This window comes from Fluviicola sp., assembly GCF_030151805.1.
In the GTDB taxonomy this organism is placed as follows: domain Bacteria; phylum Bacteroidota; class Bacteroidia; order Flavobacteriales_D; family Crocinitomicaceae; genus Fluviicola.
Genome location: NZ_JASLCN010000480.1, coordinates 1 through 15232, shown reverse-complemented (window position 1 = coordinate 15232; position 15232 = coordinate 1). Strand labels below are relative to the sequence as shown.

General features: G+C 41.8%; 14 protein-coding genes. 4 read left to right on the top strand and 10 right to left on the bottom strand.

Annotation, left to right across the window (positions count from 1 at the left end; genetic code table 11):
- Together Q1V93_RS18285 and recO are read left to right on the top strand one after the other, a co-directional pair.
- The coding region (locus tag Q1V93_RS18285) for a two-component regulator propeller domain-containing protein (protein WP_300666668.1) at positions 1–1231 on the top strand (1231 nt) is incomplete at its 5' end.
- Positions 1228–1935, top strand: coding sequence for a DNA repair protein RecO (gene recO, locus Q1V93_RS18280; RefSeq protein WP_300666667.1), 708 nt, complete (start codon positions 1228–1230; stop codon positions 1933–1935). The genes Q1V93_RS18285 and recO, both read left to right, overlap by 4 nt.
- A gap of 71 nt (positions 1936–2006) precedes the next feature.
- On the opposite strand, the gene Q1V93_RS18275 is transcribed toward recO, so the two are convergent.
- Together Q1V93_RS18275 and Q1V93_RS18270 are read right to left on the bottom strand one after the other, a co-directional pair.
- On the bottom strand, positions 2007–3644 hold the full coding sequence (locus Q1V93_RS18275; RefSeq protein WP_300666665.1) for an ABC-F family ATP-binding cassette domain-containing protein: 1638 nt from the start codon (positions 3642–3644) through the stop codon (positions 2007–2009).
- Between the two features lie 146 nt (positions 3645–3790).
- Positions 3791–4072 carry a hypothetical protein gene (locus Q1V93_RS18270; protein WP_300666664.1) on the bottom strand — a complete coding sequence of 94 codons (282 nt, stop codon included), beginning with the start codon at positions 4070–4072 and terminating at the stop codon, positions 3791–3793.
- A 162-nt stretch (positions 4073–4234) separates the two neighbouring features.
- Here Q1V93_RS18270 and Q1V93_RS18265 point away from each other — a divergent pair, with 162 nt between their 5' ends.
- The gene (locus tag Q1V93_RS18265; protein ID WP_300666662.1) at positions 4235–4864 is read left to right on the top strand and encodes a hypothetical protein; all 630 of its coding nucleotides are present in this window, start codon (positions 4235–4237) and stop codon (positions 4862–4864) included.
- A 71-nt stretch (positions 4865–4935) separates the two neighbouring features.
- On the opposite strand, the gene Q1V93_RS18260 is transcribed toward Q1V93_RS18265, so the two are convergent.
- The 6 genes from Q1V93_RS18260 to Q1V93_RS18235 form a co-directional block, all read right to left on the bottom strand.
- Positions 4936–6954 carry an FG-GAP-like repeat-containing protein gene (locus Q1V93_RS18260; protein WP_300666660.1) on the bottom strand — a complete coding sequence of 673 codons (2019 nt, stop codon included), beginning with the start codon at positions 6952–6954 and terminating at the stop codon, positions 4936–4938.
- A 30-nt stretch (positions 6955–6984) separates the two neighbouring features.
- Positions 6985–8109, bottom strand: a complete 1125-nt coding sequence (locus Q1V93_RS18255; RefSeq protein ID WP_300666658.1) for a hypothetical protein — start codon at positions 8107–8109, stop codon at positions 6985–6987.
- Between the two features lie 280 nt (positions 8110–8389).
- Positions 8390–9577 (bottom strand): hypothetical protein, encoded by a 1188-nt coding sequence (locus tag Q1V93_RS18250; protein WP_300666656.1) that lies wholly within the window; start codon positions 9575–9577, stop codon positions 8390–8392.
- 76 nt (positions 9578–9653) lie between these two features.
- Entirely contained in the window at positions 9654–11357 is a 1704-nt protein-coding gene (gene lysS / locus Q1V93_RS18245; RefSeq protein ID WP_300666654.1) for a lysine--tRNA ligase, read from the bottom strand.
- Positions 11358–11520: 163 nt separating this feature from the next.
- Positions 11521–12396, bottom strand: a complete 876-nt coding sequence (locus Q1V93_RS18240) for a hypothetical protein (RefSeq protein ID WP_300666652.1) — start codon at positions 12394–12396, stop codon at positions 11521–11523.
- A gap of 8 nt (positions 12397–12404) precedes the next feature.
- Positions 12405–13391: a pseudouridine synthase gene (locus Q1V93_RS18235; protein WP_300666651.1), complete on the bottom strand. Its 987-nt coding sequence runs from the start codon at positions 13389–13391 to the stop codon at positions 12405–12407.
- 133 nt (positions 13392–13524) lie between these two features.
- Between Q1V93_RS18235 and Q1V93_RS18230 the strand changes: the two genes are divergently transcribed.
- Entirely contained in the window at positions 13525–14169 is a 645-nt protein-coding gene (locus tag Q1V93_RS18230; RefSeq protein ID WP_300666649.1) for a hypothetical protein, read from the top strand.
- Positions 14170–14172: 3 nt separating this feature from the next.
- Here Q1V93_RS18230 and Q1V93_RS18225 read toward each other — a convergent pair whose 3' ends face one another.
- Both Q1V93_RS18225 and Q1V93_RS18220 read right to left on the bottom strand, forming a co-directional pair.
- Positions 14173–14526, bottom strand: a complete 354-nt coding sequence (locus Q1V93_RS18225) for a YraN family protein (RefSeq protein ID WP_300666648.1) — start codon at positions 14524–14526, stop codon at positions 14173–14175.
- A 132-nt stretch (positions 14527–14658) separates the two neighbouring features.
- Positions 14659–15232, bottom strand: a 574-nt coding sequence (locus tag Q1V93_RS18220) for a toxin-antitoxin system YwqK family antitoxin (RefSeq protein ID WP_367183835.1), incomplete at its 5' end; no start/stop codon positions are given.

The following is a 15232-nucleotide window of genomic DNA, read 5'->3' as shown; positions in this document are numbered from 1 at the left end:
CAGTCTTGCAGGAGCATACTCAATGAAAGATGAAGTCTGGACCTTATTTGATAAATCGACCCAAACTCCGAAATGGGATAATAATACCTGGGCAATCGGATCTGCGGCAATAAATCCGAAGGATATAGAAGAAATTGCTTTGGGAGGCTATTGCGCAAACGGGTTGAGCATTGCGCATGGAAGCCAGATTACGGATGTGTATAACGCTTCGAATTCCATCCTGGAGAATACAACGGTTGGAAACAACCAGATGTGCATTACTTCGCTGGAATATGACGAAGACGGAAATCTTTGGATCGCAAATGCCTATTCCATGAAACCGTTGAAAGTGAGAACAAAAGATGGAAACTGGTATGCCATGTCGACACCGAATACTGCTTCTTCCGTTTTCATTACGAAATTGGCAATTGATTATAACGGAAATAAATGGATCGGCGTTTATGGGAAAGGGTTGATGGGATATAACGACAACGGAACCATCTCCAATACCGCAGATGATTTGAATAAATTAATGCAGAACGGAGCCGGTTCCGGAAACATGCCATCCAATAATGTGACGGCCCTGGCGGTCGATTTTGACAATGAGATTTGGATTGGTACAGACAATGGTTTGGCAGTTTTGTACAACAGTGCGGGGATTTTCAATGCTTCGGGAACAACGGATGTTTCGCGTATTCTGGTGACATATGACGGAAATGTGGAAATGCTTTTGGGGAATTCATACATCTCCGATATTGAGGTTGACGGTGGAAACAGAAAATGGATCGGAACCGCAGAATCGGGAGTGTTTTTAGTTTCTGCCGATGGACAGGAAGTGATCGCCAATTTCAACAAAGACAATTCACCGATGATTTCCAATAACGTATTGGACATGGAATTCAATCACCTGACCGGAGAATTATTCATTATTACGGACAACGGAATGGTTTCTTACCGTGCGGATGCTACTTATGAAGACAAAGACTATGCTTCGACAGTTGTTTTCCCAAATCCTGTAAAACCGGATTATTTCGGACCGGTTACCATTCAGGGAATCAAGTACGGAAGCGATGTGAAAATTACAGATGCTGCCGGAAACCTGGTATACAAAACCACTTCGAATGGTGGAACGGCAACCTGGAATGGAAAACGATTGACGGGTGAAGATGTAAGTTCCGGAGTTTATTTTATCTGGACTGCTCCAACGGAAGGAAAAGGGAAAAAAGTAGGTAAAGTGGTTGTTATCCGATGAAAATTACGGACAAAGCAATTATTTTATCGCGTTTGTCATATTCGGAATCAAGCCTGATCGTGAACCTGTTTACGCTTGAATCGGGGCTTCAGACTTTTCTTTTTCAGGGAGCTAAAAAGAAGAAAGGATTGATCCTTTTTCCTTTGGAATTGGTCGAAATTGCCTATTACAAACGAAACGACAGTAGTTTGATGAAACTGACCGAGATGCAGGCTTTGGAACCTTTGCATCATTTGTTGGACAATCCTTTAAAATCAAGCATCGCCTTTTTCATTTCGGAATTACTAATGAATTGCCTGCGCGACAACCATCAGGACAAACGGCTTTTTCAATTTTTAAGTGAAGAAATTCATTGGCTGAATCTCAGTGAAGAATTGAGCAACTACCTGGTTTGGTTTTTGGCTCAGATCTCGAAACTGGAAGGTTTTCAGCCGGAAATTCAAAATCAGAATCCGCGTTACTTCGAATTGCAGGAAGGAAAATTCACGAACGAATTGCCTTTTTTACCGTCGTATCTGGAAGAATCCTGGCTGCATTGGCTCACGGATAGTTTACGCCTGGAGAAAACAGATTTTCTGTCGGTTTCCATTCCGAAAGAAGAACGGGTAAAGCTCATTGATGCCTGGTTGGAATATTACCGGTTTCATGTAAGCGGAATGCGCAAGATGAAGTCGCTGGAAGTGATCCGGACGGTGTTTAGCTGAAGCTGAGTCAGGACTTATCCAATGTAAAATTATATTTGTCTTGATTCTCGATATCTTGACTCCGGACGCTCTTAATTTTTACGTTCAATTTCCTTCAGATTCTCCATCTTTTTCGCAGCGAGGAATCCATTGATGTCGTCAAAATGAGTTTTTACGCGTTTATTCCCGAATTCGTATACTTTGGTAACCAACCCGTCCAGGAAATCACGGTCATGCGAAACGAGAATCAGCGTTCCGTCAAAGGCATTCAGGGCATCCTTGATAATATCCTTGGTTTTCATGTCCAAATGGTTTGTCGGCTCATCGAGAATCAACAGGTTAACAGGTTCCAATAGCAATTTGATCAGAGCCAAACGCGTTTTTTCTCCTCCTGAAAGCACTTTTACCTTTTTGGTGGAAGAATCCCCGCCAAACATGAAAGCACCCAGCAAATCCTTTATTTTGGTGCGTACATCGCCTTCTGCAATCCGGTCGATGGTTTCGAAAATAGTCAACTCTTCATCCAGCAAAGAAGCCTGGTTCTGGGCAAAGTATCCGATTTGAATGTTGTGTCCCAATTCCAGGTTCCCTTCAAAACCGATTTCATTCATAATCGCTTTCACCAAAGTCGACTTTCCTTCACCGTTTCTTCCTACGAACGCCACTTTTTCACCGCGCTCGATCGTTATGTTTACATCGTCAAAAACAACGTGATCTCCGTACTGCTTTTTCAATTCGGTAACTACAACAGGATACGAACCGGAACGCGGGGCAGGAGGGAACTTCAGTCGCAAAGCGGAGTTGTCCACTTCGTCCACCTCGATGATTTCCAGTTTTTCGAGCATTTTCACCCGCGATTGAACCTGGAGTGTTTTCGAATAAGTTCCTTTGAAGCGTTCAATGAATTCGGTTGTTTCAGCAATGAATTTTTGCTGTTCTTCGTATTGTTTCTGCTGTTGAGCTCTGCGGTCTTTACGCAGTTCCAGGTAATGCGAGTATTTGGCTTTGTAATCGTAAATGCGCCCCATCGTCACTTCGATCGTTCTATTGGTAATTGCATCTACAAACGCACGGTCATGGGAAATAACCACCACGGCTTTTGCACTGTTTATCAGGAAATCTTCCAACCACTGAATGGATTCGATGTCCATGTGGTTTGTTGGCTCATCCAGCAAAATCAAATCCGGTTTTTGAAGCAGGATTTTTGCCAGTTCGATACGCATTCTCCACCCACCACTGAATTCAGATGTCGGTCTGGTGAAATCTTCCCGTTCGAAACCCATTCCTTTCAGCACCTTTTCAACTTCACCGTCGTAATTGATTTCCTCAATGGAATAGAACTTTTCACTTAATTCAGAAACGCGCTCGATGAGTTTCATGTAATCGTCCGAATCGTAATCCGTGCGAACAGTAAGTTCCTGGTTTAACGCTTCAATTTCATCGCGCATGGCGAAAATCCCGGAAAAAGCTTTACTGGTTTCTTCAAAAACAGTGCAATTGTCTTCAGTCAGTAAATGCTGCGGTAAATAAGCAATCACGGCATCTTTCGGAGCAGAAATTCCGCCTTTAGTCGCTTTGTTTACTCCAGCCAGAATTTTGAGTAAAGTAGATTTCCCCGCACCATTTTTCCCCATCAGGGCAATCTTGTCCGTGTCATTAATCACAAAAGACACATCGCTGAACAAAACTTTACCACTAAATTCTACCGTTACATTATCAACTGAAATCATATTTTCCGATTTTGGAAGTGCAAAGGTACTGACAACTTTGGATTTCGCAGAATTTCAAAACACAAAAAAGGTTACCCGGCGAAAGAAGAGTAACCTTTTGGTTATTGGTACAGGTGATTAGGTGTTGTAACCAGGTTCTGTGGTTGTTAAACTAAAAAGATGACGAAGAGATCAACCAGAACCGTTACGATGAATAAATTCATGATCCATTTCATAGGTGCTACGGCCAATAGCATACTAAGGGTTGTCATGGTTGGTATTACAACTGCAATCAAAGACCATGTATGGAGTGCAGCGCCGTAACTCATTGTAACACCGCCCAAACAACCTATAATTAGTAAGGTGATTGCAATAACGCCAAATCGATATTCACTTGCTAAATTCTCCAGCTTCATCCAAGTGCTTTGTTTTATTTCCTGTGTTTTCATAACTTCCTGATTTTGATACTTCAAAGTTCCGGATTTGACAGTGGATGAAAAATGAGAGGGGTCACGAAAAAAACTGATTTATGTTAGGATTTGTTATGAAATGAGTCTCTTTTCATCTACTTCCTTATATTTGATTTAATAATAAGAGTAAAAAAACAGGTTATGAGAAAGGTAAAAATGATGCTGCTGTTAACAACTTTGGGGTTGTTTTCGAGCAATGTGCAGGCTCAGGGGTTTGGAGGAAGTGGAAGCAGTTATTTGCAATTGGGCTTAGGTTTGAACCAGCATTATTCCATTTATTCGGATTATGACAGGGCTTATAATACCAATTACGGAGCATTTAATCTCCAGATGGAATTTGGTGTTCATAAGTACATCGGACTGGGATTTGTTGTTGGAGTTGAAACTGCTGTAAGAACTTCCGGATATTACTACGGAGGAATTTATGCACCGGGTTATATCAAGCCTGCTAATCCATATTGGAGTGTAGGAATTCCGATCGGATTTATAGCAAACTTCCATTTCTTGCAGTTGATTGCGGATAAGACCGGGAAGAATTTTGCAGATAAAATGGACGTGTACGGTGGTTTAAACATCGGTAGCGGACCAGTTTTCAGAAATGTGCGTAAGAAGTATGACAATGACCCGTACTATGATTCCAGTGTCGGAGCTTTGTTCTTCATCGGGCCGCATGTTGGTTTCCGTTACTTCCCAAGTGAAAAAGTGGGTGTTTATGCAGAAGCAGGTTATGGAAAATCATTGATTACAGGAGGAGTAATCTTCAAGATGTAATCGGGATAGAATTAGAAATAAAAAGAGGGGACGCACATTGCGTCCCCTCTTTTTTTATGCGAAAATGAAAGCTACATTTTGATGAAAGACTCTGAATACTTCTTGCCATTTTTTGTTTGAATCACCAGGAAGTAACGTCCCGGAGCCAATCCTGAAATGGAAAGTTTGGAATCCTTTTTCGTTGTTTCAATGACTTTTTCACCCAATTGCGTAAACACCTGAATGTTTGAAGCATCTACCAGGCTGAAGTTCTCGATTGTCAGGAAGTCTGTTGCAGGAACAGGATACAAGGCAATTTTTTTGCCGTCGATTTCCAACAAGCTTAAAGGGTGCGCACCTTCTACCACCGTAATTGGTTGATTGATTGTCGGATTGTTCACCTGATCAATATGACCGGAAGGCCATTTGATAAGCATTGAATCAATCACAGTTGCTGTTCCGATACCAAAATGAGCGTTTAACGTATTCATGTATCGGAAACCATCCCCGCTTCTGATATCGCGGATTTGTTTTCCCCATGAACCATAAATCTCAACACGTGCACCAATTCCGTTTGAATTACTTTGAATTCCTTGCAGATTAATAGTAATCCAGTTATTGGCGTTTTTGTCACTCATGTAAACAGTGTTTCCGTTACGGATATCCAGGAAACCATCGTTGTTCAAATCCCCGATAGCACCGTTGGTAAACGCATAAACTTGTGGAGTAAACGTCATATCCCCATTTCCGAACATGATTTTGTTTCCACCACCTAATACATCTGTAAAACCGTCGTTGTCAAAATCGAACGAAACATGTTCGATGTTCAAACTGGTATTCAAGTCCCATCCGGAACCGGTAGTTACATTCGTGAAAGTTCCGTCACCATTGTTTTTCATCAATGAGTGAGTTCCGTCGTCCATTGAACTTGCTCCGACCAATGCATCCATCCAACCGTCATTGTTGAAATCATTCCATGCAGAAGACCAGGATTGACTTGGATTTGCCATACCTGCTGCTACAGAAACATCTGTGAACGTTCCGTCGCCATTGTTTCGGTGTAATTCGTCGATTTTAGCAGTGGAAGCTCCACCACGACATTTTGCAATGTATAAATCCTGATCACCGTCGTTGTCGTAATCCATCCAGATAGAACCGTAGTTTCCTCCTTCCGGATGATCTCCCAATCCTCCCTGGTGAAATGTCAGATTGCCGTTTCCATCATTCAGATAGTACACATTCGGATCAACGTCGTGACAGGAAAAAGCATCCAGGTTTCCGTCATTATTGATATCTACAAAGTTTGTTCGCTGACAGAAAACGTATTCGGGTCCCGAAATTTCCGTGAATCCTGTTCCGGTTGCATTTGCTTTCATAAATGTAACACCGGAACCACCTCCGTAAATCATATCGTTGAAACCGTTTTTATCAATATCTCCGATCGCCATACTCCAGGAAGGTTGAAAAGCAGCAGCAGTTGTGGTAATATTTGCAGTAACAAAAGCACCGCTGATTTGCTGATAGAGAATCTGAACGCTGGATCCGGATACCGTTACGATATCATCCAGGTGATCGCCGTTCATATCCGTTACTGCCAATCCATAGCTTCCGCTGATTGCGGGGAAGGTATTTGCTGTAAACGTGATTGGAGGAGTAGTAGGAACCACGATCGGGTTTTCCGTTAGCTGAAAGCTGAAACCATTTGAAGACCATCTGTTATCAAACGCAATGGTATAAGTTGTTCCGCTTGTAACGTTGAAAGTCGCTGTGGAAGTGAGCCCGGATCCGTTGTCGTCATCACCTGAAACACAGGTAAATGCTCCGCAGGTTCCCGAATAAACATGAAAGCGTGTATCCGTTCCCCCGGAGGCCGGAAGATCAGTCGTTAACATCACGGTATAATTGGCAGTGGGAGTATAGGTATACCATTCTGCGGCTGTTACATTGGTCAAATTATTCGTCGCGCAGGCAAGTGTTGGGGGCTCAGTCCCGTCAACTGCAGTAACAACATACGTTCCGGCGGTAATCGGCAAAGCCGAGGAGCAGGTGTTTTGTGCTTGTGACAGCACTGGTAGTCCAAGCAAACAGAGTAAAGTAAATTTTGTTTTCATCTTGTAGGATTTTAGTTTATAAATAGCGGGTCAGTTACAAGTTTGTTTCCAATTGATCCAGTCTTCGAGCAATTGTAAGCCTTCGTCGTGAACAATACTTCTGCCCAATAGCGGCATTCGTTCACTTTGAAGTGTGGATCCTAACCGGTAATACATCATGGAGCGGTTTTTATCACTCGGTTTGATGATGTAAGCCAATGAGGAATTGATAAATTCTTCCGGTTCGACACATAATCCGAGGTTAATCGGATCTGAAGTCTCTGAAAAAGCCAGGCGCATCGGTCTGTAATCACAGTGTTTTCCTTCACTGTGGCAATGCGCGCAGTTGATATCTACATAAGAACGGAAACGTTGGTCAATGCTTTTCGTCTGATCCATGTAGTTTACGGTTGAAACAATGTTACCCGGAAGGGTGTTTTCAAGATAGTTTACCGCAATCAGCTTCTGCAACTGATTTTGAACTCCATCATCATACGGATAGTTGACATTCATGTTTTGGGGTTTCACTCCGATCGGAATCGGCTGATCATTCAGTTTATGACAGGTATGACATTCGGTTCCCGAAGGAATCCGGTAGGAAGTGCTTTTGGATTGACCATCCTGGATCCAGCTGATATTGGTATAGCTTCCGTTCAAGTCCAGGTAAGCTTCTGTTTGTTCTGTATTCCAAACGTAATTGGCAAAAATCCAGCCTGAAGCTTTTCGGATCATAACTCGTGTTTCAATAATGCGTGTTCCTCCGCCCGGCTGAACGTTATCGTAATAAAATGTTTTAATGAGTGCAGCTCCCACAGGGAAATTCAGAACCTCTTTATCACTGACATAACTTGCTTTTGTTCCGGCTGGCAACCAGATAAAACGCTTTTTGTGCGCATAATCCGTAAATAGAGCAGAAGCAGGTTCGTAAGGAATGACTTTATCTGCAGGATTCTGGTCTTTTAACGTTCCTTGAAAGAAGCGGTAATCGGAAAGTTTTGCATACGGAACACTCGTTAAATCCACCGAAACACCGGTTTCTTCCTCAACAGGAGGAGTAACGGGTTCTATTTTTTCCTTCTTTTTGCAAGACGGGAATAAAAAAAGAAAAAGGGTAAATGCACCGATCGCGCAAAACCAGACAATGAATCGATTCGAATTCGTCTTGCGTAGTTTCATAAGGAGTGATAGTCTTTGTTAGTTAAAGTAACATGAGAAGGAAGTTAGCATTTATTTTAAATGCTGCTGCATTATCCTTCATAATTGTTTCACACTAGTATAGATAGCTATTTGATAAAGATAGTTGCTTGGAAAGCGGGTTTTGTGAAAATTTTGTTGAATTTTCGTGGTTTATTTTGAATTTTCACAAATAAATTAATTACCCGGGTAAGATGTGGATAAGCGTGCACTTATCCACAGAGGCGGTAATGCTTGAAATCCTAATGAAGATAAAACAGGATCAGATTTTTGGAAAAGCGTAAGGGAACTCCTTGCTTTTAAACGGTTGCAGCTTGTCAAATGAAATCAGAAAACCCTCTGTTTCACATGCTCTAGCAGCTCTGAAAACAGATGCATAGAATACAATTCCTTTTCCTGTAAATTCCCAACCCGCAAAAGTCCAGCTATCTGGCTGCAGGTACAACTCATTACAGGAATCTTCTTCTTCGTTAGCATTTCCTGCTTCTGCCGGGTAAATTTGTTTATCATCCAGCAACAGTTCGATGATTTTGGGCGCAAAATAAGTTGTGCGATAAGTTGTGAATTTTGAAAACTGTTCAGAATTTGAGTTTTCTTCATACTTTACGGCAGAAGGATCAAATGTCAGGATATCTTCCAGCGAATAATCCTTCCCGGTATTCAGGTCAAATAAATAGCCTGTTTTTCCGAAATCGGGGTGAGCGCCACCACAGTAATAGGAGGACCAGATCGTGAAACTCAGCAGGTTCTTATCCAGGAAATTCGGTGTAATGGTATATTCGATATTTCCACCGGAACTATAGTCAAAACTTGAAGAGCAGCCCAATTGATCCATGGCGTTCCGAATCAGAATTTCTTCCAGTTTGGGATTGATGCGTTTCTGAACCGCCGGATCGAAATCGGAGCTCAGATAGAATCCATAGGTATTACCGTGTTTTTCATGAACCCAACGCAGGTTTTTTCCGGATAACAAACTAGTGGAATCGTCCTGGAGCTGAAGAAATCCGGAACGTGCGTATTCGTATAAATCGGTTGTCCGGTATTCTTTTATGAATGGAATATGATTGTAGGGATTGGTAGCATCTTCAGGAACAATTGGAGTCAATTTCACCGGAATCTTTTTGCCTTTGCCGTTTTCCCAGGTTCCGCTGAATGTGTTGTTTGATTTGATCAGTGTGAACTTTTCCTTGAAACCGTTCTCATCTTTATCAAAATAAAAGACAAAAGTATTCTTGTTCCGGAAACCTTCCAAAACGATATCTTTTAATGATGATTGGTAGAAATAACGCATATCCGTAATTCGCGGCTCATCTTTGGGATAATCCATCGTGTAGTCTTCAAATTTCATGTAGATTTTTGCTTTCCCGATTGTTCCCTGCAGGGTATACTGGACGGAAGCAAAAGAACTGAACGCGGTCAGAAGCAAAAGAAGGAAGATGCGTGTTTGCATACGTGGCTTATTTTAGTGTTGTCATAAAGCAAAAACCGTTCCCTGATTTTTCGGAGAACGGTTTTTCAAATGCAATTTAGTTAACCAGGTCAACAATGAGGGTTTCATCCGTTTTGGTTACTTTCAATAAACCGTGTTTTGTTAAACCCTTGATACTTGTATCCCAGGCCTTATTACTCAAATTCACGGATTCTTTCAAACTCAATAAGTTCATGGTTTTTTCACGCTGCATGATATCGAAGATCAATTGCTCATGCTCGTTCAAAACCACCTTAACTGTTTTTTCCGGGCGCATCTGAGGGAAGAACAATACTTCCTGGATAGAAGGATTATTCGTCAGATACATGATCAAACGATCCATCCCGATTCCCATTCCGGAAGTCGGTGGCATTCCGTATTCCAAAGCACGCAGGAAATCCTGGTCAATCAACCCGTTTGCTTCATCATCTCCTTTTTCAGAAAGCCGTACCTGGTCTTCAAAACGCTCACGCTGATCAATCGGATCATTCAGTTCTGAATAAGCATTTGCGATCTCTTTACCACAAACCATTAATTCGAAACGTTCTGTCAATTCAGGATTATCGCGGTGTGATTTACACAATGGCGACATTTCTTTCGGATAATCAATAATGAAAGTCGGCTGAATGTAATTTCCTTCACATTTTTCACCGAAGATCTCATCAATCAATTTTCCTTTACCCATGGTTTCATCCACAGCAATTCCCATTCCTTTAGCAGCTGCTCTCAATTCCTCTTCCGATTTTCCGTCGATATCAAAACCGGTGAAATCAATGATTGATTGACGCATCGTTACGCGCTTGTAAGGAGCTTTGAAGCTGATACTGTGTTCTCCGAAAGTACATTCCGGAGTTCCGTTTACGGCAGTTGCACAATGTTCCAGCAAACGCTCGGCGAAATCCATCATCCAGTTGTAATCTTTGTAGGAAACATAAATTTCCATCGCAGTAAACTCCGGATTGTGTGTACGGTCCATTCCTTCGTTGCGGAAGTTTTTAGAAAACTCGTAAACACCGTCAAAACCACCAACGATCAATCGCTTCAGGTACAATTCATTCGCAATACGCATGTAAAGCGGAATGTCCAAAGCATTGTGATGTGTAATAAACGGACGGGCAGAAGCACCACCCGGAATTGCTTGTAAAATGGGAGTTTCAACCTCCATGTATCCTGCATCATTGAAGAAATTACGCATCGCAGAAAACAACTTCGTGCGTTTTACGAACACTTCTTTCACCTGCGGATTTACGACCAAATCAACATAGCGCTGGCGGTAACGCATTTCCGGATCGGTAAATGCATCGTGAACATGTCCTTCAGCATCCGTTTTAGGAAGCGGAAGCGGTTTCAGTGATTTACTCAACAAGGTAAATTCTTTCACATTGACGGAAACTTCTCCTACCTGCGTTTTGAAAACTTCTCCTTTCACTCCGATGAAATCACCCAGATCCAACCACTTTTTGAATAAATCGTTGTAAAGTGATTTGTCTTCTCCCGGACAAATTTCGTCGCGGTTAAAATAGACCTGAATTCTTCCTTCCGAATCTTGTATTTCAGCAAAAGAAGCCTTTCCCATTACGCGCTGACTCAACATACGACCTGCCAGACAAACTGTTTTTCCTTCTTCGAACTGGTTCTTGACAGTAGCCGAATAATCTGTTACAGGGTAAAGTGCCGCCGGATACGGATCAATTCCCGCATCGCGTAAATGTTGCAACGTTTGACGTCGCTGAATTTCTTGTTCTGATAATTCTTGTGACATTTTTTTTGATGTTAAGACATCCGGATTTTAAGATACATAGGACTTAAATCTGAGGTCTATTTTTTATTCGTTAGTATTTAATTTAATATTGTTCATCCTTCGACAAGCTCAGGATTTTTTGTTCAAAATGAACTTTTTAACTCTTCAACCTTTTGAACTTGTTTTACCAATGCGGACAGCTATCACAACCGTTTTTGGTCTTGATGTAGAACAACAATCCCAAAGATACATTGTAAGTTGCTAATCCGAATGCTTGTTTTGCTCGTTGGTTGCGGTCATCTGGACGTGTTCTGACTCCGGGAAGATGTGCAAAAGCCAATCCGCCTTCTCCCTGGATGAACAGGTGTTTGAAAAATTCCAGGCGAACACTGGCATTCGCCCCGATTCCGTAACCTGAAAGAGCCGTTGACCTGTTGGATTGCTCATTTGCAAATCTGAAATTGGTTGTTGTCAGCATCGGGCCTAAATTCAACCCAACATTTCCCGTAATGGCAAATTGCCTGCGGTCTCCGGCTTCCCAGATATCGTATGAACGCAGCAATTCGATTCGCATGTAATTCAATCCTCCGGAATGCTCGTAGTGAAAATGATTCGGATCAACTACCGTAGATTCCTGCTGATAATTCCCTTGCCAAAGCGAATCAACTCCTGTTCCGAAATGACCGTCGAGCACCACTTCATTATTCGGAGCCATCACGTAATTGAAATGATCTACTCCCAATGAAATAGCCCATTTTTCCGTGAAATAATAGCCGATCCGGAAGTTATACTGCGGAATGGTCATATTCATCGGATTCAAATACAGGTTGGCGCCAAACTTCGGCTGTCTGTCTGTTGCTTTAACACCTTTCATTACAAAATCATAATCCGGTCCTATAAAGTGGATATTGGATTTTGTATAAGCGGTTCTGTTGTATCCCCAATAGAAAAAAAGTGTACCTGCATTGGTACTTCTTTTCCGTTGATGTTTTCGAACCTGAGCATTCGCCGGAACGGCAATCATTGCTAAAAGTAATAGAACAAACAGCCTTTTGTGCATGGTTGAATTTATTTAGTCATTTTTAAAAAATGAACCTCTTTTTCAGTCAAATGTCTGTAATAACCTCTTGGTAAATCTTTCTTTGTCAAGCTTGCAAACTGCACGCGGTCCAATTTAACCACTTCGTAGCCCAATTTCTCAAACATACGACGCACAATGCGGTTTTTCCCGGAGTGAATTTCGATTCCTACTTCACGAGCAGATTTACTGTCTTTCACATATTCGGCTTTATCTGCCTGAATCCGTCCGTCTTCCAGATCGATTCCACGCATCAACAACTCCAAATGTTCAGCTTGAACGGGTTTATCCGTTTCAACGTGATAGATTTTGGTTGCTTCATACCGTGGGTGAGTCAGCTTTTTAGCCATATCTCCGTCGTTCGTGAAAAGCAACAAACCTGTTGTTTCACGGTCCAAACGCCCAACCGGGTAAATTCGTTCCTTACACGCATTGAATACCAAACGCATGACTGTTTTTCTTCCAAGAGGATCATCCATTGTAGTAATAAATCCTTTTGGCTTATTTAGTAACACATAACGTTTGATTTCTGCGTTAATTGTTTCACCATCGTATTGTACGCGGTCATCTTTTTTGACCTTGTATCCCAGTTCTGTAATAATTTCACCGTTTACGGAAACAACTCCGGTCTGAATCAAAACATCAGCTTCTCTACGCGAGCAAACTCCCGCATTGGATAAGTATTTGTTTAAACGGATTGCATCCTCGTTAAAGGATGGTAAAGGATCTCCTTTACGTACTTTCGGTTTAAAATGTGGTTTTGAAGCACTTTCTCCAGCTTCCGGTCTTGGTCTTGGAGTGCTTCTTTTTGGTGCATCGTCTGATTTTTCTTTTCGATTGCTATCAGCGCTTGCTGCAGGTTTTCCACCTCTTGAAGCTGGTTTCCCTGTTCTTGGTGCAGGTCTTGAGCCACCTGGCTTAGAACCTCTTCCTGTTGTTGTACGGCCTTTCCCTGTACTTGTTTTTCTTGTGTTCATCACGAGCAGAATTAATGTTTACTATCGCAGTAGACGCTGCAAAGATAGCGCTTTTCGATAATAGTAAGAAGTACACTGCAATAACTTTATATTCAAAGCGTTAACGATTGAAACTTCGTAACCGCTTTTTGCCATGAAAAAGATCATTATTTGCTTGTTTTGTACTTTTGCTCATTATTCATTTTCACAATCGGAAAAAGGAATGGAGATAGGCGTGCAAATTTCAACTGTGTTGGAAACAAATGCGAACAGTGGGCTTGTTCCTTCCCTTTTGTTGAAGTACAAACAGCACGAATGTGTATTTGGAGTCCGCATTGGGTTTCAGCAGATAAATAACCTGGTGAACGAATCGGGTGAAAAAAAGCTGATTGTAAACCCGGATTTCGCTTACCGGTATTTTATCCCGGTGAAGTCTCGGAGAATTTGCCCCTATGTTTCGATTCTGTTCAATTATTATCACGGATATCAACGAAGAGATGGTGCTTATGACCCGAATGACCTGGCTACTTATGGACCGATATTTCCTTATGCGTTTAATTTGCGCACAGAATCTGTGGTCAGGAGTTGTGGTTTGTACCTTGCTCCCGGGCTTGAAATCCGCTTATGGAAAGAATTATTTTTCAATATCAGTGGTGGTCCCGGTTTGATTTGGAAGAAGTACAATACAACATATACTAATTTAGACAGCGGACAGACCGAAAGGGAATCCCACAACAAGTGGCGTTTGATGAAAAGTTGGAACTGGTTTGGAAATACCGGATTGGGATACCGGTTTTAAAGCTCACGTCGAAAATGCATCCTCAATATGTTCCAGCTTCGTTCGAAACTGATTGTGAACGATCGAGATAATATCGAAACGCACTTCCTGGCTCAGATTCCCTGATTGCACGTAATGATCTGCACACAGAATGATTTGTCGTTGCTTCTTTTTGGTGACTGCCATCCAGGGTTCTCCGATTTCTGCCGTTTGCCTGGTTTTCACTTCAACAACGACAATTTTCCCCTCTTTTTCGGCAACGATATCTACTTCGAACTTCAAATACCGGTAGTTTGTTTTCCGGATGGAATACCCGTTTTTCAATAAGAATCGTTGAGCCATCTGCTCTCCGAAAACACCCAGTTCCTGATCTGTCATACCTTCTTTCTTACTTAATTTAAGAAAAAAGATCATTTGATGCAAAACACTTTTGGGAGATGTTGAATCAAGTCATTCGTTCAGATTATGGCTGCACTGACGTTTGCCACTCTCAAAAGCGATTGCTTTTTCTTATCTCGTTCTAAACTCCACGTTGCTTCCTCCGGGAGTTTTCACGACTTGCTGCCCGAATTCGAACTCGATTTCCTTGATCACTTTTCCGCGTTTGTCGTAAAGCTTCATTTTTCCATGCTTCAAACCATCTTTGTATTCGGTTTCGGAAATCACATTTCCCCTGCGATCCAACTCGGTTGTTTTGCCATGCAGTTTTCCTTCTTTGTAGGTATTCGTATTGCTTGGAATTTTCCCTCCGGGCCAGTAAGTATACCAAACACCGTCTTTTTGGCCGTTCTTGTAATTTCCTTCTTCAATTTTCTTGTAATCCTTTTGTGAAAATGAAACGGAATGTCCGTTTTTGATACTTTCTTTCACCTCATAATTCTTCAAAGGACCGTTTTTGATCTTCGATTTTTTGGTAATGACCTTGTAGTTGAAAATATCCTTTTCCTTCCCGTTTTCGAAGAAACTGGTCCATTCTCCGGTTTTTTCTCCCGCTTTGTAGTAACCGAATACGTTTGGTTTTCCGGTTGGATAATACGATTCCCACTTTCCGTTTAGAAGTCCGTTTTTGAATGTTGCGATGTTC

What these genes read in the sequence shown, in the direction of transcription:
- recO (WP_300666667.1), top strand. Translation starts at nt 1,228, where the DNA reads ATGAAAATTACGGACAAAGCAATTATTTTATCGCGTTTGTCATATTCG.
- Q1V93_RS18275 (WP_300666665.1), bottom strand. Translation starts at nt 3,644, where the DNA reads ATGATTTCAGTTGATAATGTAACGGTAGAATTTAGTGGTAAAGTTTTG.
- Q1V93_RS18270 (WP_300666664.1), bottom strand. Translation starts at nt 4,072, where the DNA reads ATGAAAACACAGGAAATAAAACAAAGCACTTGGATGAAGCTGGAGAAT.
- Q1V93_RS18265 (WP_300666662.1), top strand. Translation starts at nt 4,235, where the DNA reads ATGAGAAAGGTAAAAATGATGCTGCTGTTAACAACTTTGGGGTTGTTT.
- Q1V93_RS18260 (WP_300666660.1), bottom strand. Translation starts at nt 6,954, where the DNA reads ATGAAAACAAAATTTACTTTACTCTGTTTGCTTGGACTACCAGTGCTG.
- Q1V93_RS18255 (WP_300666658.1), bottom strand. Translation starts at nt 8,109, where the DNA reads ATGAAACTACGCAAGACGAATTCGAATCGATTCATTGTCTGGTTTTGC.
- Q1V93_RS18250 (WP_300666656.1), bottom strand. Translation starts at nt 9,577, where the DNA reads ATGCAAACACGCATCTTCCTTCTTTTGCTTCTGACCGCGTTCAGTTCT.
- lysS (WP_300666654.1), bottom strand. Translation starts at nt 11,357, where the DNA reads ATGTCACAAGAATTATCAGAACAAGAAATTCAGCGACGTCAAACGTTG.
- Q1V93_RS18240 (WP_300666652.1), bottom strand. Translation starts at nt 12,396, where the DNA reads ATGCACAAAAGGCTGTTTGTTCTATTACTTTTAGCAATGATTGCCGTT.
- Q1V93_RS18235 (WP_300666651.1), bottom strand. Translation starts at nt 13,391, where the DNA reads ATGAACACAAGAAAAACAAGTACAGGGAAAGGCCGTACAACAACAGGA.
- Q1V93_RS18230 (WP_300666649.1), top strand. Translation starts at nt 13,525, where the DNA reads ATGAAAAAGATCATTATTTGCTTGTTTTGTACTTTTGCTCATTATTCA.
- Q1V93_RS18225 (WP_300666648.1), bottom strand. Translation starts at nt 14,526, where the DNA reads ATGACAGATCAGGAACTGGGTGTTTTCGGAGAGCAGATGGCTCAACGA.